At 58.3% G+C, this 20,267-nt stretch carries 18 protein-coding genes and 1 rRNA gene; 3 read left to right on the forward strand and 16 right to left on the reverse strand.

Annotated features, from left to right (window positions below):
* Positions 1 to 172: 172 nt before the first annotated feature.
* Positions 173 to 288 (forward strand): 5S ribosomal RNA (rrf, locus tag QWI20_RS17760).
* Between the two features lie 83 nt (positions 289 to 371).
* Here the strand turns inward: rrf and QWI20_RS17765 are convergent.
* The 11 genes from QWI20_RS17765 to QWI20_RS17815 all read right to left on the reverse strand — a co-directional run bounded on the left by QWI20_RS17765 (position 372) and on the right by QWI20_RS17815 (position 13,730).
* Positions 372 to 875, reverse strand: a complete 504-nt coding sequence (locus tag QWI20_RS17765) for an SRPBCC family protein (protein ID WP_369306565.1) — start codon at positions 873 to 875, stop codon at positions 372 to 374.
* Between the two features lie 41 nt (positions 876 to 916).
* Positions 917 to 4,369, reverse strand: a complete 3,453-nt coding sequence (locus QWI20_RS17770; RefSeq protein WP_369306566.1) for a non-ribosomal peptide synthetase — start codon at positions 4,367 to 4,369, stop codon at positions 917 to 919.
* Positions 4,366 to 5,310, reverse strand: a complete 945-nt coding sequence (locus tag QWI20_RS17775; protein WP_369306567.1) for a diiron oxygenase — start codon at positions 5,308 to 5,310, stop codon at positions 4,366 to 4,368. The genes QWI20_RS17770 and QWI20_RS17775 overlap by 4 nt, the downstream gene beginning before the upstream one ends.
* A 49-nt stretch (positions 5,311 to 5,359) precedes the next feature.
* Positions 5,360 to 6,139: a DUF3050 domain-containing protein gene (locus QWI20_RS17780; RefSeq protein ID WP_369306568.1), complete on the reverse strand. Its 780-nt coding sequence runs from the start codon at positions 6,137 to 6,139 to the stop codon at positions 5,360 to 5,362.
* Between the two features lie 741 nt (positions 6,140 to 6,880).
* Positions 6,881 to 7,636 carry a thioesterase II family protein gene (locus QWI20_RS17785; protein WP_369306569.1) on the reverse strand — a complete coding sequence of 252 codons (756 nt, stop codon included), beginning with the start codon at positions 7,634 to 7,636 and terminating at the stop codon, positions 6,881 to 6,883.
* A 152-nt stretch (positions 7,637 to 7,788) separates the two neighbouring features.
* Entirely contained in the window at positions 7,789 to 8,532 is a 744-nt protein-coding gene (locus QWI20_RS17790) for a GntR family transcriptional regulator (RefSeq protein WP_369306570.1), read from the reverse strand.
* 227 nt (positions 8,533 to 8,759) lie between these two features.
* Positions 8,760 to 9,764 (reverse strand): aldo/keto reductase, encoded by a 1,005-nt coding sequence (locus QWI20_RS17795; RefSeq protein WP_369306571.1) that lies wholly within the window; start codon positions 9,762 to 9,764, stop codon positions 8,760 to 8,762.
* Positions 9,765 to 9,937: 173 nt separating this feature from the next.
* On the reverse strand, positions 9,938 to 11,122 hold the full coding sequence (locus tag QWI20_RS17800; RefSeq protein ID WP_369306572.1) for an MFS transporter: 1,185 nt from the start codon (positions 11,120 to 11,122) through the stop codon (positions 9,938 to 9,940).
* A 99-nt stretch (positions 11,123 to 11,221) separates the two neighbouring features.
* Positions 11,222 to 12,043, reverse strand: coding sequence for an ABC transporter substrate-binding protein (locus tag QWI20_RS17805; protein ID WP_369306573.1), 822 nt, complete (start codon positions 12,041 to 12,043; stop codon positions 11,222 to 11,224).
* Positions 12,044 to 12,065: 22 nt separating this feature from the next.
* Positions 12,066 to 12,830, reverse strand: a complete 765-nt coding sequence (locus tag QWI20_RS17810) for an amino acid ABC transporter ATP-binding protein (RefSeq protein WP_192173068.1) — start codon at positions 12,828 to 12,830, stop codon at positions 12,066 to 12,068.
* 21 nt (positions 12,831 to 12,851) lie between these two features.
* Positions 12,852 to 13,730 carry an amino acid ABC transporter permease gene (locus tag QWI20_RS17815; protein ID WP_369306574.1) on the reverse strand — a complete coding sequence of 293 codons (879 nt, stop codon included), beginning with the start codon at positions 13,728 to 13,730 and terminating at the stop codon, positions 12,852 to 12,854.
* Positions 13,731 to 14,034: 304 nt separating this feature from the next.
* Between QWI20_RS17815 and QWI20_RS17820 the strand changes: the two genes are divergently transcribed.
* Positions 14,035 to 15,000 (forward strand): LysR family transcriptional regulator, encoded by a 966-nt coding sequence (locus tag QWI20_RS17820; protein WP_369306575.1) that lies wholly within the window; start codon positions 14,035 to 14,037, stop codon positions 14,998 to 15,000.
* An 8-nt stretch (positions 15,001 to 15,008) separates the two neighbouring features.
* Here QWI20_RS17820 and QWI20_RS17825 read toward each other — a convergent pair whose 3' ends face one another.
* The 3 genes from QWI20_RS17825 to QWI20_RS17835 form a co-directional block, all read right to left on the reverse strand.
* Entirely contained in the window at positions 15,009 to 15,311 is a 303-nt protein-coding gene (locus QWI20_RS17825) for an addiction module antidote protein (RefSeq protein ID WP_369306576.1), read from the reverse strand.
* Positions 15,308 to 15,631: a type II toxin-antitoxin system RelE/ParE family toxin gene (locus QWI20_RS17830; RefSeq protein WP_369306577.1), complete on the reverse strand. Its 324-nt coding sequence runs from the start codon at positions 15,629 to 15,631 to the stop codon at positions 15,308 to 15,310. The genes QWI20_RS17825 and QWI20_RS17830 overlap by 4 nt, the downstream gene beginning before the upstream one ends.
* 141 nt (positions 15,632 to 15,772) lie before the next feature.
* Positions 15,773 to 16,465: an HAD-IA family hydrolase gene (locus QWI20_RS17835; protein ID WP_369306578.1), complete on the reverse strand. Its 693-nt coding sequence runs from the start codon at positions 16,463 to 16,465 to the stop codon at positions 15,773 to 15,775.
* Positions 16,466 to 16,680: 215 nt separating this feature from the next.
* Here QWI20_RS17835 and QWI20_RS17840 point away from each other — a divergent pair, with 215 nt between their 5' ends.
* Entirely contained in the window at positions 16,681 to 18,168 is a 1,488-nt protein-coding gene (locus QWI20_RS17840; RefSeq protein ID WP_369306579.1) for a YdgA family protein, read from the forward strand.
* 49 nt (positions 18,169 to 18,217) lie between these two features.
* Here QWI20_RS17840 and QWI20_RS17845 read toward each other — a convergent pair whose 3' ends face one another.
* Positions 18,218 to 19,348, reverse strand: coding sequence for a mechanosensitive ion channel family protein (locus QWI20_RS17845; protein WP_369306580.1), 1,131 nt, complete (start codon positions 19,346 to 19,348; stop codon positions 18,218 to 18,220).
* Between the two features lie 304 nt (positions 19,349 to 19,652).
* The gene (locus tag QWI20_RS17850; RefSeq protein WP_346627298.1) at positions 19,653 to 20,072 is read right to left on the reverse strand and encodes a DUF2628 domain-containing protein; all 420 of its coding nucleotides are present in this window, start codon (positions 20,070 to 20,072) and stop codon (positions 19,653 to 19,655) included.
* Positions 20,073 to 20,267: the final 195 nt, after the last annotated feature.

Below are 20,267 nucleotides of genomic sequence, written 5' to 3' on the forward strand. Positions count from 1 at the left end.
GTGAAACGATGCATCGCCGATGGTAGTGTGGGGTTTCCCCATGTGAGAGTAGGTCATCGTCAAGATTAAATTCCAGAACCCCATTTGCGAAAGCAGATGGGGTTTTGTTTTAAGTGAAGGTCATAAATTTTCGCTGGAACGTTACATCAGTAACGGATCGGCTACAGAATTTCTTGACGACCATAGAGTGCTGGAACCACCTGATCCCATCCCGAACTCAGCAGTGAAACGGTGCATCGCCGATGGTAGTGTGGGGTTTCCCCATGTGAGAGTAGGTCATCGTCAAGATTGAATTCCGAAACCCCAGTCTGCTTACGCAGACTGGGGTTTTGTCGTCTAAACCACCGGCACTGAAACGCAGCAGGCCTAGGCTATGAGCGCATCACAGCTCCGGGCACGTTCTTCATCGCACCATCAGCAAAGCCCTGTAAAAACTTTCTGAATCCCTCAGCGCTCACCGGGTTGGCATCTGTAGGCTCGGCAACGATGGTCCAAGTAGCGACGCAGCTTGCACGGCCTTCGGGGGCGACCGTCATCGCGGCCCAAAGCCTGCTAACACCTAGATTGTTGTAGATGGTCGTCCATGTCATGAACATTCCGTCGTCGTCACGAGAGTTAAGTTGCTCGACAACCCGCAGACCACCCTCCTTGAATTTCTTGTAACGGACCGATCCCGGTCCTTCACCAATTACTTCGATGCTTTGAAGCTCCGGTATGAAATGGGTGAAACCACCGAAATCGCCTACGACCTTCCAGACCTCACGCGCAGGTGCGTTAATCGAAATTGCAGAAACCACAGGTTCTCCTCCAGGATTGGTAATCAGCGTATCGGGCGAAAGGGAGCCAAGGGTGTTGAGCGGCTGAATCGCGTTCATGTTGTTCTCCATAACTTAAGGGGAAGTTGCGTTGGGGTGTATCAGATGAAAGCAATCTCTTTCAGGTACTCGCAGCCCTTGCGCAGTAGCGCCGGGGTTTTCGAGGGGTAGCACTCGCCCATTCGCTTAACACCCGCATGAGCGTTCTGGTAGGCGATCATTGATATGTCTCCGATGTCTTCCTCAAACCCATCGAGGTAAAAGCCGAGCACGCCGAATAAAGCGTTCTGGCTGTCAACCCGATTCAACTGGGTTTGCCACTCACTGACACTGACCATCTCGAAATCACTGCCCGCTTCACGAAACGCGCTAACGTAATTGCTCCAGCTCAACGGCTCCGGGTTGTGGAGGTTAAAGACTGCGTGTGCCGGCTGGTAACGACTGGCGTGAAAGCCGATGAATCGGGCGAGGAAGTCGACAGGCATCAAGTCGAAGGTCATGGAGAAATCCGGGACCTGGCCTAGTTGCATCGACCCCTTGAGCATCAGCATCAGGCGATTCTTGTGCGGCTGGCAGACACCGGTCGTGCTGTTGAACGCGATATTACCGGGCCGGTAGATGTTCACCCACGCGCCTCGTTCACGGGCTTGCTGCAAGATCCGCTCGGCGACCCACTTGGAGAGGTTGTAGCCGTTCTTGATGTAGATCGGCGGGGTCTCGGCAGCAGGCGCTTCGAGGACGCGACCGTCAGCTCCGACGGCGCTTGAAGCAGAGAGCGTAGATACAAAGTTGAGCACCTTCTTGCTGCGCCCTTCACACAGCTTCAGGCATTCGAAAATCGGCTCGACGTTATCCTTGGCCAGCGTCTCGTAGTCCTGAACGTGGTTGACGTTGGCAGCGTTGTGCACCAGCGCGCCGAACTCGCGATCCAGCCGTTCGTATACCTCGTCACTTAACCCAAGCTGTGGCCGCGTGACGTCGGCGGCATAAACCCGTACTCGCGTCAGATCCAGATGCTCAAGACGGTTTTCGCGCAGTGCCTGGATAAAGCGGTCTTGAGCCGTCATCCCTGCGCTTTCACGTACCAGGCAGGCAACCTCGGTTGCGCCCCACGCCAACAGCGCTTCGACGATGTGAATGCCGAGAAAACCATTGGCGCCGGTGACGATGACTTTGTGTACGTCGCCCATGCGCTCCACAGGCAGTACCGGCAGCTCGAAGGGCGCCGAAGCATCCCGGAAGGCTTGCGGGCTGACGGTCCATGAGGTGGTGCCGTCACTGTCGAGCAGTGACGCCAGATTGGTCAGCGTTGGCGCCTCGATGAAGCGGTTGATCGGAATGCTGCGGCCGAACCGTTCGCGGATTCCCAGCAGCATCTGCGACAGCAGGATCGAATGGCCACCCAGATTGAAGAAGCTCTCGTCAGTTGATATTTCGTCAGGCGGAAGCTCAAGCAGGTCTGCCCACAACGTAAGAAGAAGCCTCTCGTTTTCGGTGTCGGGCAAACGACGTGGGGCTTGCTCCAGCAGGTTCACTGACAGCTGCAATAGCGCCTTGCGATCGACCTTGCCGTTGCTGGCAAACGGCATGCTCGCCAACTCCGTGTAGGCGGTCGGCCGCATATAGTCGGGCAACAACCCTGCGACGTGGGCCTTGAGCAAATGCCGGGCGGCGTCAGGTTCTACGCCGTGCGGTTGCGCGAGAAATGCCAGGATGCGTCGCTGGTCGTCAATCACCACCGCAACTTGGCGGTACAGCTGGCTGTCGCGCAGGCAATGCTCGATCTCCTCAGGCTCGACCCTGAATCCCCGGATCTTCACCTGGTTGTCACGTCGCCCGGACAACTCGATGCCCGCGCTTGTCCATTTGCCGATGTCCCCCGTGCGATAGGCGCGCACGCTTTGGCCATCACCCAGCGCGACATTCACGTAGCGCTCATCGGTAAGCGCAGGGTTGTTGATGTAACCCAGGCACACGCCTGGACCGACGATGTAGAGCTCGCCGGGCGTCTGGTCCGCGACGGGCTGCATATCCTCGTCGAGAATCAGGACTTGGCTGTTGGCGATCGGGCGACCCAGGTTGCGGTTGCTGCCGCCGGGTTGGAACCGTCCGGCTGTGATCAACACCGTGGCCTCAGTCGGGCCGTAAAGATTATGGAAGTGACATTGCGCTGCCAGGCGCTCAATCACATAGGGCTCGCAGACATCACCGCCGGTGCACAAGTGCTTGAGCTTCAGCGGTCGGTCAATCGACAGGATGCTCAACAGGGCTGGTGGCAGAAACGCGTGACTGAGATTCCGGTCCAGCAGCTCGAACAGTTGCAGCGGATCACGCCGCTGATCGTCGTTCGCCACGATCAGTTCGGCGCCGCTGAGCAGGGTGGGGAATATGTCGATGACCGACGAATCAAAACTCAGCGTCGAGAACTGCAGCACCCGGCTGTGTTCGGACAGCTCGACATAGTGGGCGTACCAGGCCGTGAAGTGGCTCAGGTTGCGCTGGCTGAGCATCACGCCTTTCGGGTATCCGGTTGTGCCCGAGGTGTAGAGCGCCATGCACGGCGCGTCGGTCTCCGGGCGATAACGCATCAGCGACTGCGCCGTCGGCACGATCTCGATGTCGCTGACATCCAGCCCCGGCACAGCAACCCCCGCCAGCGGGTGAGTCCCATCGTGCAACAGCAAACAGGCATGCGCGTTTTCGAGGATGTACTGCTGACGCTGTAGAGGCTGGCTGGGGTCCAATGGCAGATACACCGCCCCGTTGCCCAGAATGGCGAGAATCCCGGCGAACAGTGCCGCCGATTTCGGCATACAAATACCAATTACCACCGGATCAGCTGAAGCGCGCGGCAGCATGCCCTGAATCCGCGCCTGGATCGCGACGCTGTGCGCCCGCAACTGGTCATAGCTGATGCGCTCGCCGTCGATACCCAGCGCAGCGCGCCCGGCGAATTTGCTAAAGCTGCGATCCAGGCGTGCGACCAGCGTTTGCTCGGCAACACGCAGCAACTCTGGCGCCGCAGTGAAGTTGAAGCAGTGCTCGAAGGCCAGTCGGTCCAGTCGTAACAGGCTTTCCTGGCGCTCACTGTGCGGCGGATCGACGCGCTCGGCACGCGCGAAGTACTCGGTATCACGCGAGAACCGGCTGATCAGCAGCGCTACGTTGTCCACCAGCGTAGCGACCGCCACGTCGCGCAACCCGCGTCCGTTGCCGGAAAGCGTGGCAGCCACGGCATGACGTGCGATCAAGCGCTGCGCCGTAGCTGTCCCGAGCCAGCACAATATTTCCAATTCAGGCAGTGCCCGCTCACTCACCGGTGTAAGTCCTACCCGGAGACCAAGATGCACGGCTGCCTTGAACGCGCCCCATTCTGCATAGGGCAGTTCCAGCGTGCCGTCCTCGATGAGGATCGACGCGTCGTTCAGCGCTGTCAGCTCAAGCGTGGCCTCATCGCGCAGGTGGTGAATCAGATGCCCGTGGGCGTCCAGTTCTGCACTCAGCTCACTCATCGCCCGGCTGTGACCGATGAGCACAATTTCCAGGCGCTTCATTGCAAGCCTCCGGCCGGCAGATAGTCGGCAAGGGCGTGCTGGACGCAGGGGGAGTCGAGCATCGAGCTTGAGGTGAAGAAACGCATGATGTTACCCACCAGCGGATGGTGGCGATTGATCGGGAAGCACATCGCCTGTGTTTCTTGCTTCAGCGCCTGCTTGATCGGCTCGATGACCGGCAGGTTGTCGATCAGAACGAAGTCAAAAGACTTCTGAATGTCATTGGTCAAATACTGAGCAATGAACACGGGGAGGATCTGCGCGATCACTTCCTTGTCCTGTTGGGGCGCTGCGTGCCAGTAGATCCTGACCAGCCGCGACCAGAAGCCGGAGTGCCGTCCTTCATCAAGAAGGTGGTCGGCCATGAGGCCTTTGACGGACTGCTTCACCGTGTCGTCCTTGGCGAACGCGGCTACGTCGTTGGTCACGGTGTTCTCGGCGATCGCCACGCAGATGAGCTCGACCGCGCTGCGCAAGTGGTCTGGCGCCAATGCCAGTGCAGCGGGGATGGCTCTGCTGAGTTCGATTTCCTCCGGCAACGGGATCGGCTGGATGCCGGTCAATGCGATGGTTTGCTGCATGAAGTCCATTGCCACCAGCGCGTGGTAATCCTCATCGACGACCACGGTCATGGCGTCGTAGCGGCAAGCGAAGGGAAAGCGGATCGCGAAGTTGTCTTTGGCGATGCTTCGCGCGGTCTTGTCGACGATTTCGGTCTCGAAAATCACGACGTCGTTGATGAACTTGTACAGGCTCTGCACCAGCGCCAGATCGCGCAGATGAGCGCATTCGCGGGTGAACGTCTCGCTAAGCACCAGTGGCTGGCGGCTGAGCGGGTAGATCAGTTTTTCATCGTTTTCGACGATGCGGCGCGGGCGTGTCCGAATCGTCGCGCGGCCTTCCCAGGCATCAACGAATGACAAGTAGTCTTCGGCTTTCATGATGGCGTCCTTGTGTGGGTAACGAGTCGGTGGCGGAGGAGGAAAGGGCTCATGCGCTGACTTCCCGCGCCGTTTCACGCAGGGTCAGTTGCACGGCGTCCCACAGCGCGATGCGGCTGTCGACTGCCGCGATGGCGGCGGCATAGACCTCGTGCTGGTGCTGTTCATTGCCCGCGACTAGCCTGGTCAGCAACGATTCCGCAGCCGGGCCGTGGTCTTCGGAGTCCACCTCGATGTGGCGTTCCAGGTAGTAGCGAAAGGTCGGTGCCTTGTCGGCAGTGATGCCCCAGTCGTCAAGAATCCGCTGGAACATCTGTGGGATAACGCTTTCGCGACCGTGCAGGAACGCGGCAGCCACGCAATGCGCCGGCGCATTCAGCGCGATGTCGAGGGTGTCCCGGACGAAGTGCGTGGCCGCTCGGCCTGCGCCGACGCTATCGAGCGCGGTTTTGTAGTGAATGCCTTCGCGCAACAGTTCGACGAAATGCTCAATGCGCGCGGTGCTTGCGCCGATCTCGCGCATGGCATCCAGGTAGAGCTCGAAATGACTGTAATGATCGTGGCGTCCCGGGCGATCATCCGACTCCTCACCCAACACGATTTCGTTGATGAGCCGTGCTGCCTTCGGGTCTCGCGGCGGCAACCAGGGGAGTCGGGTGCAGGTCAGTTCCTGCTGCAGCCGTTTGGTCAGTGACATGAAGTCCCAGACCGCGAACACATGCACCTCCATGAACCGCTGCAGAGCGTGCAGTGAATCAATTTCGGAAAAAACAGGGTGCGCGCTGAGCACTGATTTCTTTGCGATAAGTTGCTGTTTCAACAGGTCCATTTTTACGTCCTTATGAGAATGAGTGCGTCACACACTCTTTTAATTGCCGAAATTAGCGGTCGTCTTAAGTGCCCGTATAAGAACGGCCGAAATGGACTCCCGTAACTATCGGGCAATAAGAGGCTGCGAACGTTACTTCGTTAATGGTCAACAATCGTGCAGGATTTGATAAGGCATGCTCACGTGGTCTATGCCATCGCTGACCAGCGTTTGTGGGCGAATGGCCCATAAGCGTTGGCGGCCAGAAAACGTTAGAACAGTTTCAAATGGTTTCGCAAATACTTTTTAATATAATTAATAGCGTATAAAAATCCGACATGAGCGAAGGCGATAAAACTTTTAAACATAGTTTTATTGGGGCGAACGCAACCCTTCCGGCTCATTAAGGCCAGAATTGAAATTAATGAACGAATACCTCGTTCAGCGTTGCGCTTTATCGGGCTAATACAGTTTTTTGAGATTTTTTGGTTTGGGCGACATTCGGGGTTTCACTTCAATGTCTCCGCCCAGGGCAATGCTCCTTTTGCCGCTCCATGAGAACTGCCTTCCTTGAAACGGCTGCAGACCGATTCGTCGTTCGAGTGTGCCTGAACACGGCGGTGCACCGCGTCAACGAGGGCCAAGTTTCACGATAGGTGCATTCGCGCCGGCCGAGCGTGGGACGGCCGGCTTTTAGTCGTAGGAGAGTTCAGAAGGAGGGCGTGAAGAGTTGATGCGGAAGGAGAGGGCGGCGGTGTTTCTTCAGCCGCCCAGCAAGCCGAGGTGCGTATTGATGATGTGCAGCAGGCGGTCGCGTTGCGAGCTGAGAAAGTCATGAGTGCCGCGGACTTCGATCAACTCAAACTCGCGACGCGTGAACTCCCGCCATTTCATCATGCTGGCGGCTGTAGCGACCGGATCATCGCTGCCGTAAAGGCCGGTCAACGGGATGTCCAGGCCCTCATCGGCGCAGTGCGACCAGATCTCCGACAGCTTTACGTCGCTGCGCACGACAGGCTCCAGCAGCTTCAGGCGTTTCTTATCCTGCGCGAACGTGTTCGGGAGCACGCCCAACTTGATAAGCGCTTGAATGAAGTCGTCATGCGGCAGCGTGTGCAGATACGGCCAGGGTTGTCGGCTGTCGGGGCTGCGGCAGCCGGAAACGAACAGATGGCGTGTCAGATTCGGGTAATGATTCTGCGCCAGCCTGGCCATTTCATAAGCGACCCGACCGCCGAAGCTATGGCCGTAAAACGCGTGGGGCTGGCTCAGATAGGGCTGCAAGGCGAAGAAGGTGTCTTGCAGCAAGGGCGCCCACTGATCGTAGGGCGTTTCCTTGAGCCGACTGCCGTGACCGGGCAGGCGCAGCGTTACCAGCTCGATGTGATCGGCAAGTCCTTCGGACCAGTCACGAAAATGCTCAGGATCGCCTCCTACGTGAGGACAGCAAATCAGGCGTGTTCTGACGGGTTGTCCGGAATTGACGACCATCAGCCATTTGTTCTTTTCGGCTTGCACTCAGCTTCCCCGAGCCTTGATAAAGGCGTCATAACCGTGGAGCCGGGTCCTTCGGCGCATACGCCGTCATGAACGGCGTTCGTTGATCCCTTGTGCTTCTCGGCCGGTTAGCCGGTAGCAAGCAAGGTCAAGATTGAATACAGCAGTGAATGTTACTGGGTGACGGCACGTTTTCGTGAGGCCGCTGCCGGTTTTGCCTCTTCCGCCTTACGGGCGCTCAAGTAGGCGTTGATGGCCTCAACACCCCGATTCAAGTGATGAGTCAGCGCCTCGATCGTGGCGTCCACTTCACCGGCACCGGCCATTTCCAGTAATTCGTAGTGGTCGTGCTGGGACACTTTGCCCAGGTTCATTTGCTTGAGATTGAAGCGCAGGAAACGCTCTTCCTCGTTCAAGCCGTCTTCGACCAGTTTGAGCAGGCGCGTGTTGTGCGCCCTGGAATACAGCGCCATGTGGAACTGGCGGTTGAGCGTGCCCATGATGCTGTAGTCGGTTTCGACCTCAAGCTGTTCGATGTACCCACGCGCCGTAGTGATGTCTTCGGCGGTCAGGAGCGGGATCGACTGGCGCAGGGCCTCGGACTCCAGCAGGATGCGCAACGCATAGGCATCCGTAGCATCCTCGTTGATCAACGGGGCAACGACCGCACCTTTGTGGGTCTCGACGCGCAGCAACGATTGAGCTTCCAGCTGACGCAGCGCCTCGCGGACGGGCATGCGGCTGACACCGAAAAGCGTCGCCAGCTCTTGCTGGCGCAGGGCGATGCCTGCCGGGAGGCGTCCTTCAAGAATAGCGCTGCGCAGTTTTTCTTCGATGACGGCACGCGCCAGATGCGCAGGCGGCTGCTCATCACCCAAGGTTTCCCGCAGAAATTGCTCTTTCTCAGTCCTGCGCATGCTTGATCTTCTTCGGCTGACCAGTTATTGGATCCAATGAAACACTAGAGATCGCCGCTGTCCTTGTCAAACTTTGATACAAGTTTAGCAGCCGGTCTCGGCGCGGCATTCTACAAGGGATTGAGCGTACAGGTATTGCCATCAATCGGGGATTGAGAACGGGATGCCCGGCCTCGATGACGCAAGTCCTTCGCGGCAACCGAGGCTGGCTTCGCAGTCAGTCTGTGTCAGATATAACGGCCCGTTACGAAATGCTGCACATCATTGAAACCCGGCGTGGAGGCATGCCCGGGTGTCACGAGGGAGTCGATGAACGCTTCGTCCTCGGCAGTGATGTTCACGCTGAGCGCTTTGGTGTAACTGTCCCATTGGTCCTCGGTGCGTGGCCCGACAATGGCAGAGGTCACGGCCTGATTGTTCAGCACCCAGGCGATGGCGAATTCGACCAGCCCTACGCCTTTGGCCTGGGTATACGCCTGCAGTTTCTGGGCGATGTGCAAGGACTCGCTGCGCCACTCGGTTTCCAGAATGCGCTTGTCCTGACGGCCGGCGCGGGTGCTGCTGTCCGGCGTTACGTCGGGGGCGTACTTGCCACTCAACACGCCGCGCGCCAGCGGGCTGTAGGGCACGACACCCAAGCCGTAGAACTTCGCCGCAGTGATCTGTTCCAGCTCGGCCTGACGGTTGACGATGTTGTACAGCGGTTGGCTGATCACCGGTTTGTCGACGCCCAGGCGCTGAGCGACGTTGACCACCTCAGCGATGCGCCAGCCGCGGAAGTTAGACACGCCCCAGTAACGGATCTTGCCCTCCCGGATCAGATCGCCGATGGCAGACACGGTCACCTCGAGTGGCGTGTTGTGGTCTTCCTTGTGCAGGTAATGAATGTCGATGTAATCGGTGTCGAGACGGCGCAGGCTGGATTCAATTTCATTGAAGATGTGCTTGCGATTAAGTCCGCTGGAGTTAGGGGCGGTATTGCCCGAACTGCTGCCGACTTTGGTGGCGAGTACCCACTCGCTGCGCCGTTTGGCGATGGCCTCGCCAACGATTTCCTCAGACCGGCCGGCGTTGTAGACGTTGGCCGTGTCGATGAAATTGACGCCTTCATCCCAGGCCTTGTCGATGATGCGCAGGGATTCTTCGGTGCCGGTCTGCACGCCGAACATCATGGAGCCCAGTGTCAGCGTTGAAACCTGGAGGCCGGATTGGCCAAGGGTGCGGTATTTCATTGCTCGATATCCTTTTCGTCGGGGAAGTGGAAATCAGGACAGTCTGGGACAGGCTTGCAAGGCGTCTCGTAAAGACCGATCAGACCGACAGCTCAAGGCCGGACATACTCACCTGTTTGGGCGGGTTTTGAAAAGTGACAAATTGACGGAACCGCGTGTGGCCGAGCGCGGGCTCAGAGCGCGATGTCTGCGTGAGCAAGCTTCGCGTGTCGCCCAGCCAGAAAGCACAACGTGCCGCCCATGGCGGTCAGGCACGCAAGGACATAAAACATGGTCGGCGCTGGGCTATTGATCAATAAGTAACCGCAGATCACCGGGCTCAACGCTCCGCCGAAGGCCGCCAGATTCTGCGCACCCAGGTAACTGCCGCGAAGGTGATCGGGCGCAATGGTGTCGACGAACAGGTATTCGGCGGGGTAAATGATCATCTCGCCTAACGTGAAGACGAACATCGCAGCGCACCAGGCCAGGGTCGTTTCGGCAAAACTGAAGCCGATGAGCCCGATCGCAAATAAAGCTGTGCCGAGGCAGATCCAGTACCGCAGTTGCTCGCGTTTTAGAAAACGGCCGATCTGGTACTGCATCAGGATGACTGTTACCGCGTTGCACGCCAGCACGGCTGACAGGATTTTCAACGCCTGTTCCGCCGTATGCGTGACCAGCAGAAACTGCGACAGGTACAACGTATACCGGCCATGCACGATGGTGCTGAGCAAGCTGCCGCCCGTGAACAGGATCAGCGTGCGGTCGTTTTTCAGCGTGATCAGGGTGTCGAGAAAGCTGCGCGGTGGGTGTTCGGTATCAGCGACTGTGCGCGGGATGCCGAGCATCAGGAAAAGACTGCAGAACGCGATGGCGCTGGCGATGAAAAACGGCGCTAGCGGCAGGTGTCCGGCAATGACCACGCCGAGCATCGGGCCTGTGGCGTAGCCGATGTTGGTGAGGGTGTAGCGCAGCGAGAACACCTTCGCCCGCTGCCCGATGGGAAGGTTTTCGCTGATGATTGCTTTGGAGCCGATGAGAAACAGCGCCGACGCCGTTTCAGTGATCACTAGCGTCAGGGTCGTCAGATAAACGTTATGGGCGAAGGTCAGCAGTGAGAAGCCCACAGCACTGGACAGCATCGCCAGGATGAGCAATTTGCGCTTTTCCAGCCGGTCGATGATGTAACCACCGTACAGCCCCAGCAGCGTAGCGATGAACACCGCGATGCCCATCAGCAGCCCGACGTCTTGCTGGTTGAGTCCCAGTCTTGTGCTGAGGAACAGTGACAGCAACGGGGTGGTCATCGCCCGGCTCATGACGATAGTCAGCGAGCAGATCATCAACCGGCGGATGACGAGGGAGTAGGTGGTCATTGGTGTTTTTCCGTCCTTGTTCAAGCCTCGGCGCAAATCCTTTGCGGGAGCACCGGTAAGGCGCTCCCACATGGGCGGCGTTCGCTGTCCGACCGTCTACTACTGACCTTGATTCATCCCGACCTTGGTCACCGCGCCCTGTTCCAGCTCCCACTTTTTGAGGATTTTGCCGTAGGTGCCGTCGTCTACCATGGCCTGCATCGCTTCGGCGATGGCCGCCGCCAGTTCAGGGTTGGACTTGCTGACGCCCAGGCCGGTGAACTGTTTCGAGATCGCCAGACCGAGCGGCTTGTACGTGTCCTTCTCCTGGGACATCAGGTAAGGAATGGTTTCGCTGCCCTGCATCGCGGCGTCAAGCCGGCCCTGCCGGAGCTGCGCGCGGGCATCTGCCGAGCCTTCGGAGCCACTGACGATGATCGCCGGCTTGCCTTTCGCTTCGCAGTTTTCCTTGCTCCACGCCGCGATTTCCGCAGGCCAGGTGGTACGGCGGCTGGTGCCGACTTTCTTGCCGCACAAATCGGCCGGCTCGTTCAGATCAGCGTTTTTCGTCAGCGTGTACAGCTGCGGGCCGCTGGCGAAGTAGTCGATAAACGTTACCGACTTCTGCCGCTCGGCCGTGTCGGTCATGCCCGACAGAATGATATCGAAGCGCTTGGTGACCAGGCCGCTGACCATCTGCTCGAAGGCGGTTTCCTGCCATTTGATCTTGACGCCAAGGCGCTCGGCCAGGGCGTTGCCGAGATCCACATCCAGACCGGTCAGCGTATTGGTGCTGGTGTCTTTGAAATCCATCGGCGGGTAATTCGGCACGATGGCGGCGGTGATTTCGCCCTTTTCCTTGAGGCTGGCGGGTAGCGCGGCGAACACCGATGCGGACGCCATCAGGCCGGCGAGCAAACTGGGGATGAGGATCTTTTTCATGGTCGTTCTCGTTTGTTCTGGTTTAAGTGCGAACGGCAGAAATGAAGCTTTGGGTTCTTGGGTTTTGTGGGCTTATTAGAATGTCTTCCGGGGTGCCGGCCTCCACAATCTGGCCGCCGTCCATGAACACCATCCGGTTGGAAACTTCGCGGGCAAAGCCCAGTTCGTGTGTCACGACGATCATGGTCATGCCGCTATGCGCCAGGTCACGCATGACCGACAACACTTCGCCCACCAACTCCGGATCGAGGGCGGAGGTGGGTTCGTCGAACAGCATCAGCTTGGGACGCATCGCCAAGGCGCGAGCGATGGCGACACGCTGTTGCTGGCCGCCGGACAGCTCGACGGGATAGGAATGGCGCTTGTCCGCCAGCCCGACACGGGCCAGCAACTCGGTGGCTTCCTCGGTAGCCTCTTTGGGCGAGCGCTTGAGCACCTGTATCGGGCCTTCGATCACGTTCTGCAAAGCGGTCATGTGCGGAAAGAGATTGAAGCGCTGAAACACCATGCCGGTGCTCAAACGCTGACGGGCAATCTGAGCGTCGGTCAGCTCGTGCAATTTATTACCGACGATGCGATAGCCCACCAGTTCGCCGTCGACCCACAAACCGCCCTTATCGATTTTTTCGAGCTGATTGACGCACCGCAGCAGCGTGCTCTTGCCCGAGCCCGAGGGCCCGATAATGCACAAAACTTCGCCTTGCTCGACTTCAATGCTGACGTCTTTGAGGGCGTGGAACTGGTCGTAGTATTTGTTCAGGCCGACGGCTTTGACGATGCTTCTCATGCTGATTCTCCTGGGCCTGACTTACGAACGCTTGCCGGCGCCGCGGGCAAAGCGCAGCTCCAGCCGGCTTTGGCCGAACGACAGGACAGTCACCACCGCCAGGTACCAGATCCCTGCAACGATCAGCAGCTCCATGACCCGGGCGTTGGCGTAGTAGATGTTCTGCGCGTTGTGCAGCAATTCGGAATACTGGATGACGCTGGCCAGGCTGGTCATCTTCACCATGCCAATGAATTCGTTGCCGACCGGCGGGATGATTACGCGCATGGCCTGGGGCAGGATCACCCGGCGCAGAGCCTGCAGGCGCGGCATGCCGATGGACTTGGCGGCTTCGTACTGACCGGTGTCCACGGACAGCAAACCTGCGCGCACGACCTCTGCGGTATACGCGCCCTGATTGATGCTCAGGCCCAGCAGTGCGGCAACGAAGGGTGTCATCAGACTGACCGTGTCGAGCTCGAACACGCCGGGAATGCCAATGACCGGGAAGATAAGCGCCAGGTTAAACCACAGCAGCAACTGCAGAATCAGCGGCGTGCCGCGAAACAGCCAGGTGTAGGTGATCGCGACGTAACGCAAAATCGGATTCGCCGACATGCGCATGATGGCCGTGACCACGCCGATTACCACCCCGAGGACCATCGCCAGAATCGACATGATGATCGTATTCAGCAGTCCCCACAGAATGGCCTCGGAGGTCAGGAACTGGCCGATGTAACTCCACTCGATCTGGCCGTTGGCAAACGCGCGGGCCAGGCCGGCGAGGGCAATGATGATCAGGGCCGCGAAGAAAATGCGCCCGTAATAGCGGCGCGGGACGTGTTCGTACTGGGTGATGTCGAACGCGTTTTCGGTTTTCCTGCGCTCGGCTTGCAGCTGCTCCGCCTGATTCTGATTCATGTGTCTCTCCGAAGCTGTATGCAGACCGTGCCTGCCTGATCTGGGCAACCCTAGCCAGCCTTCCTGCCACGACGTAGGCCCGCCGTTGCAGCATGGAATCGTCCTGGATAGAGGGCAGTTACGAATTGAAAGTCCTGATCAAAGTGTCAGGTTAATTAATGTTGGATCCGCTTTCGGCCTATGTAGTGGAGTACTGCGTGCGCGGTTGCCAATCAGGTTTTTCTGTGTTCATTATTATCAACCGGGCACGTTTTTGTTGTGAGTCAGAGCCTGTTGAATCCAATAGGCGAGGTCAATAAGCATTATGGAAACTCCACTTTCCAATTCTGGAAACGTGCCGCCTAAACCGGGAGTTCGCCCCCCTCTTACTCTCAGCGGAATGGACTTCAAGCTGTTGCGGGTATTTCAGGCCGTGGTGGAGGCGGGTGGCTTCAGCGCCGCCCAGAATGAGCTGAATGTGGGCCTTGCAGCCATCAGCAAGCAGATCTCGGATCTTGAAATCCGTATCGGCATGCGCCTCTGCACACGAGGTCGGGAAGGGTTTCATCTGACCGAAGAAGGCAAGCTGGTCTATCAGGCGGCTATCGAATTGTTCGCGTCGGTGGACAGTTTTCGCGACCGGATTAGTTCTGCGCAGAATGAGTTGATTGGCGATTTGAGTGTCGGCGTAATTGATAACACCCTGACCGATAAAAGTTCGCCGCTAATTGCCGCGCTCAGACTAATGCACGATGAAGCGCCTAAAGTCAGACTGCGCCTGCAAGCGTCCCAACTGGATGAAGTCGAGCGCGCAATGGTCGAAGGGCGCGTGAGTCTTGGCATCGTGCCGGTGTATCAGCGGCGCGAAGAGTTTGATTATTTCGAGCTGTACGAAGAGACCTCCCACGCGTATTGCGCAGTGGGGCATCCGCTGTTCGAGGCGGATGACAGCGCTCTGGGCATCGACAGCCTGCGCGCATTCGACATCGTCAATCATCGCTATGCGATCCATCGCGACAAGGCGAGCTTCGTTAATTCGGACAGCCAGTGCGCATCAGCCTCTCAGGTAGAAGCGGTGGCCATGATGATCCTGACCGGCCGCTTCATCGGCTTTCTCCCCGAGCACTACACGCGCAATCTGATCCGCGACGGCCAACTCCGCGCCTTGCGCCCCGACCTGATAGTTCTGCGCACACCCGTCAACCTCATCCTGAGACACAACGCCCCACGAAGCCCGCTGGTCAAAGCGTTCGCGCGGGCGTTGGGGGTGGATTTGAGGGTTGGGGTGTAGCGTAACTATCACGCGATTGCTGCGAACGTGAGCCCGGTGGCGTGTACCACTTGGCGCATGGTTTTCAACGTGGGATTGCCTTTGGGGGATAGCGCCCGACGAAGGCTTTCACGAGGTATTCCGGTTCTCTCTGCAATGAGTGCCAATCCGCCTCGCGCTTCAACGACATGTCTCAGTGCTGCAAGAAAGCCGGCATCGCCGCCTTCTTCGTCCAATTCTTCGAACGCAATTCGCAAGTATTCCGCAGCGAACTCCGGGTCGTCCCGAATCATCGCAATGACTGTTTCGTCGTGATCACGTGAGCTCGTCATGGCCTTCTCCGCTGATAGTCATGCCAGCAATCAATGGCTTTAACAATGTCAGATCGCTGGTGGCGCTTATCGCCTCCCAGAAGCAGCAAGATTAGCTGCTTACCTGCCAGGGCGTAGTAAACCCTATAACCCGGTCCGTGATCGACCCGCAATTCCCACACTCCACTTCCAACAGGCTTGCAGTCGCCCAACGCGCCTGCAGCAACCCGGTTGATGCGCATAGTGATTCTGGCTTTCGCGGATCGGTCCTTGAGCTCATCAAGCCATTCCTGATAAGGATCGTCGCCGTTTGCGCTGAGGTAATGTCTGACCTGGTTCATGGTGCGGACGATAGCTTTGATGCAACCGATCAATATGCCCGTCTGAACGGATGTGTCCGGTAGGAATTTTCAGCGCGAACGCTAGGCCTGGATTTTTTCTCCAAGAATCGAGGGCTAGCGCGCCTCTGCGTACGCAGATAATCAGTTGCTAAACCCCGGCAAACCCCAATCCTCCAGCGGAAACTCCGTCAGCGAACCCAGTATCAGGTCGGCGTGGGCGTACTGCTCGATCGGCATGTGCGAGTCCGGCACGGCCACGGCATACATCCCTGCGGTCTTGGCAGCGGTGACGCCGAAAGGCGAGTCTTCAAACACCACACAATCCTTCGGGTCCACACCCAAGTGGCGCGCCGCAGCCAGGAAGATATCCGGCGCAGGCTTGGCCGCTGTGACCTCGGCGTGATCCGCCGTCACCACGTCTTTAAACAGCTCAAACCAGGCGCGATGATTGCTCGTCTTCGCGTGGAAGTAGTGAAGGGAAGAACTGGTGCCCACCGCAATCGGGATGTTGTGCTCGGCAAGATGCCGCACCAGTGCCTCGGCGCCACGCATCGGTTTGGCGTGCGGGAAACGCTCGTCCAGCATCGGTTGGCGAACGGTCAGGAACTCCTCGGGAGACATCGGCAGCTCGAGCGCGCGGATCACGTATTCGGCAAAATCCTGCGAACCGCGGCCAATGGAGTGTTGCTTCACGGCCCAGTCGAACGTCTTGCCGTGCCACTTGGCGATGGTGTCGGTCACTTCGGTGTAGATGCCTTCGGTGTCCAGCAGCAGGCCGTCCATGTCGAAAATCACCGCCTTGACCGGACCCTTGGGCTTTTGCACTTCGCTCATCTCATCGATCCCGTTAGCAAATTGGCGTCCAGCCTAACGCTTCGGCGAACGTCGTGGCTAGGCGCAACGGCTGCAAAACGTTCTCGCCAAGTGCTAATCTCGCCGGGCTCTCGGCAGCCCAAGGTGCTGCACGGCCGCTCTGTGTGGCGCCGAAACCCTCCGGGGTCAAGGAAGGCAAGACCTCTCTTCAAGAACGGACATCTTCGAGTCGACACATGAAAAAATCAGTCAACATCGCCGTAGGCGTCATTGTGGTTGCGGGCGTCCTCGTCACCGCTGGGGCCTGGTACACCGGAAAACGGCTGGAAGGCGCGCTCAACGACGCCATCCAGCAAGGCAATCAGCAGCTTCAAGCCGCATTCGTCGGGCATGAAGGCAAGGCGAGTGTTGAACTCCTTTCTCTGGACCGCCACTTCTTCACCAGCACCGCGCACTACAAGCTGAACATCCAGGACCCCAAATTCAATGACGGGCAGCCGGTCGAGCTGCTCTTTGTCGACAACATCGAGCACGGGCCATTGCCGTGGAGCCGGGTCAAGTCGCTGCAACTGGTGCCGGTGATGGCCGCCAGCAACGTGCAGATCGAGAAGAACGCCTTCTCCGAAAAATGGTTTGCCATGACCAACGGCCAGCCGCCGCTGACCGGCCACTTCAGCATGGGTTACGACCGTGCCGCGTTGGGCCGTGTGGAATTGCTGCCGTTTGAATTCACCGATCAGACCGGCGCGTTCAAGTTTTCCGGTTTCACCGTGAATGCCTCGGGCTCGGGTGATGGCCAGAAACTTGAGGCCAACGGTGTGCTGGGCAGCGTCGACGTCACTGCCACTTCTGAAGAAGGGCCGGTGCACCTGACGCTCAAAGATTTCACTTTCAACACCGGTGGCACCAAGGGCCAGTCGGGTTTCTACCTGGGCCACACCGACGCGAAAATCGCCTCGGCTACGTTCCAGGCGGCGGGCCAGCCGGCCATTCAGCTCAAGGACTTCGTCAACACCAGTCTGTTGCAGGAAGTGGAAGGCAACCTGAATGCTCAGGTGAGCTACGACATCGGCAATATCAGCTTCAATGGCAATGACGTTGGCGCCATGCAGATGCTGTGGAAGTTCGGCAATTTCGACATTGCCTCAACCCAGGCGCTGATGAAGATCTATCAGGAGAAAGTGCAGCCTCAAGCCCAGGCCGCCGCGGCGGTGGGTGAAACCTACACGCCACATTTGAGCCCGGCTGATCAGGCGCTGGTGCAGGCCGAAGTCAGCAAGCTGCTGAGTGCCAAGCCGCATATCGAGCTGGAAAAGCTTTCGCTGAAAACAGCCAGTGGCGAGAGCCAGTTCAACCTGTCGATGGACTTGGGCAACCCTTCGGCGCTTGATCAGCCGGGCGCCGAATTGCTCAAGCAGTTGCTGACCCAGCTGGACGCAAAACTGGTGCTCTCCAAGCCGATGATCAAGGATCTGGCCGCACTGCGCGCCAAGTCTGCCGGCCTGACCGATCCCGCCGCCATCGCGCAACAGGCGCAGGGAGCAGCAGAGTCGGTGGGCGGCATGGCGGTCATGTTGCAGGTGGGCAAGGTCGAGGGCGACAACGTCGTGTCGAGCCTGCATTACGCCAACGATGTGGTGGACTTCAATGGCGTGAAGATGCCGGCGCAGCAGTTTGCCGCCATGATGATGGGCAAGTTCGTAATGTTCAGCGGCGGTCAGTGAGTCTGTTCCGGCCACCACTGGTGGCCGGGCAATTGGGTCTTATCTGTCTTCAGACTGGCGGCTGACGCGCAATTTCTGTCGGCGCTTCGTGGCCTTCGCGCTCTGGCTGTACGGTGCGCGAAGACATCTCCGCACGCAGTTGCGGCAGGCATTGCGGATACTGCCGGGCAACGAAACTGATCAGCCGCTCGCGCATGTGGCATCGCGCATCCCAACTGCGCGATGAATCCGCCGAGCTCAACAACACCCGCAATTGCATCGCCTTATCGGTGGTGTCCGTGACCTGCAACACGCAGACGCGGCCATCCCAGAGGTGCGGAATTTCCCTGCAGATACGCTCCGCTTCCTCGCGCAACTCCTCCAGCGGCAACGCGTAATCCACCCACAGAAACACAGAGCCAATCAAGCTCGACGTGCTGCGCGTCCAGTTCTGGAAGGGCTTCTCGATGAAGTACTGCAGCGGAATCACCATCCGCCGCTCGTCCCAAATCTTCAGCACCACGTACGTGCCGCTGATCTCTTCGATGCGTCCCCACTCGCCCTCAACGATCACCACGTCATCCAGGCGAATCGGCTGAGAGATTGCGATCTGCAGGCCCGCGATCAAGTTGCCCAGCACCGGCTTGGCGGCGAAACCGGCGGCAAGACCCGCGAGCCCTGCCGATGCCAGCAGACTCGTACCAATCTGCCGCACCGGCGGGAAGCTCATCAGAATCAACCCGGTGCCGAACAACAGCACCAGCACATTCAGGCAGCGCACCAGCACCCGCACTTGCGTCTGGATGCGGCGGGCTTGCAGGTTGTCTTCGATGTCCAGCGGGTTGCGGATCGCGACCGCTTCGCCAATGGCCTTCACGCAACTCAACGCCAACCAGGTAAATCCGGCCACCACCAGCATGCCGTTCAGGTGCCGAACGCCATTGATCAACATCAGATCATCGGGGGCAGAGGTCCAGACCGTTTGCAGGGCCAGCAGCGGGATCAGCCACAACGTCGGCGGCTCGGCGCGATGAAGGAGTTGCTGGGCGAAGACGAACGACTTGGCGACGCGCCGGAGCAAGATCAGCGCAATCCAGCGTCCCAACAGTGCGATGCCGATCGCGACGACGGCGGCCACGAGGGTATTCAGCCAGGGCAACGGCAGCGCGTTCAGCCAGGCTTCCGGGAGTACGTGTTCCATAGAGGGGGTCACCAACAGGACGGTTCAAAGGCAAGAGGTGTGAGCTCCCTCGTTGCTCAATGTTCCCTGATCCACCCGCCGCCGCTAAAATCATGACGGGCTGGAATCAGCGAGCCAGAGCATCCGACACGTTTACTACATGTCGAATGCGCTGACCAGATCAGGCTAATGTAAGGCGACGCCTGAACGTCTGGCTCATGCTGTAGCGGCCATGGCATTGCGTGCTCGCAACACCATGGTGAAGGCTCGTCTTTCACGCACGCTGAGCAATGAAAGTTACGACGCTCTTTGGTCTGTCTCAGCCTTAGCAGCCTTTGAACGGATTCCAGCCTTGTTCGCCTTTAATTTCCTTGAGGTAGTAGGCGTAGTTTGTGGTCCTTGCATAAAAGGCGTTTATGGCGATACCTACAGCAAGATCCAGCTGTTTGGCGTAGGCAAAGTCGGTGGCTGAATAGAAGATTTCCGACACGACACTGACGGCCAGCAAAATGCCGATCATCGTCAGGTTTTTTTTCCACAACCCCAGAACGAACAGGTAAATCGGGCCGAAAAAAAACGCAATGATGTTCGCGTTGATCTTGATCCTCTGCCGGAGAGGCAGCTTCAGCCATGCGGGCTTGAAAGTTGGTGAATTCGGCGCGCCATGCTCGTCAAAAAATGCGAAACGTTGCTGCCATTTCTCGCTGTAGCCGTCACGGCTTTGTACCTGATCTGTCGTGCTCATTTAGATCTCCTTATGGTCCTTGAGTGGTGTTTTTCTTCCCGGATATCCTGGATGTTGCTGGTTGTTATGCGTTGCTGACTCCTCGAAGTTCTTGAAGAGCGGCGAAACGCTCACGAGCGTGGCGAAGGCTTCATCGCGCGTCGCTGCAGCCTCATGAGTCGGAATATTCCTACAGGTGGGGAATTTTTTCTCATT

Origin of the sequence: Pseudomonas sp. W2-17, assembly GCF_041060445.1 — a bacterium.
GTDB lineage: Bacteria > Pseudomonadota > Gammaproteobacteria > Pseudomonadales > Pseudomonadaceae > Aquipseudomonas.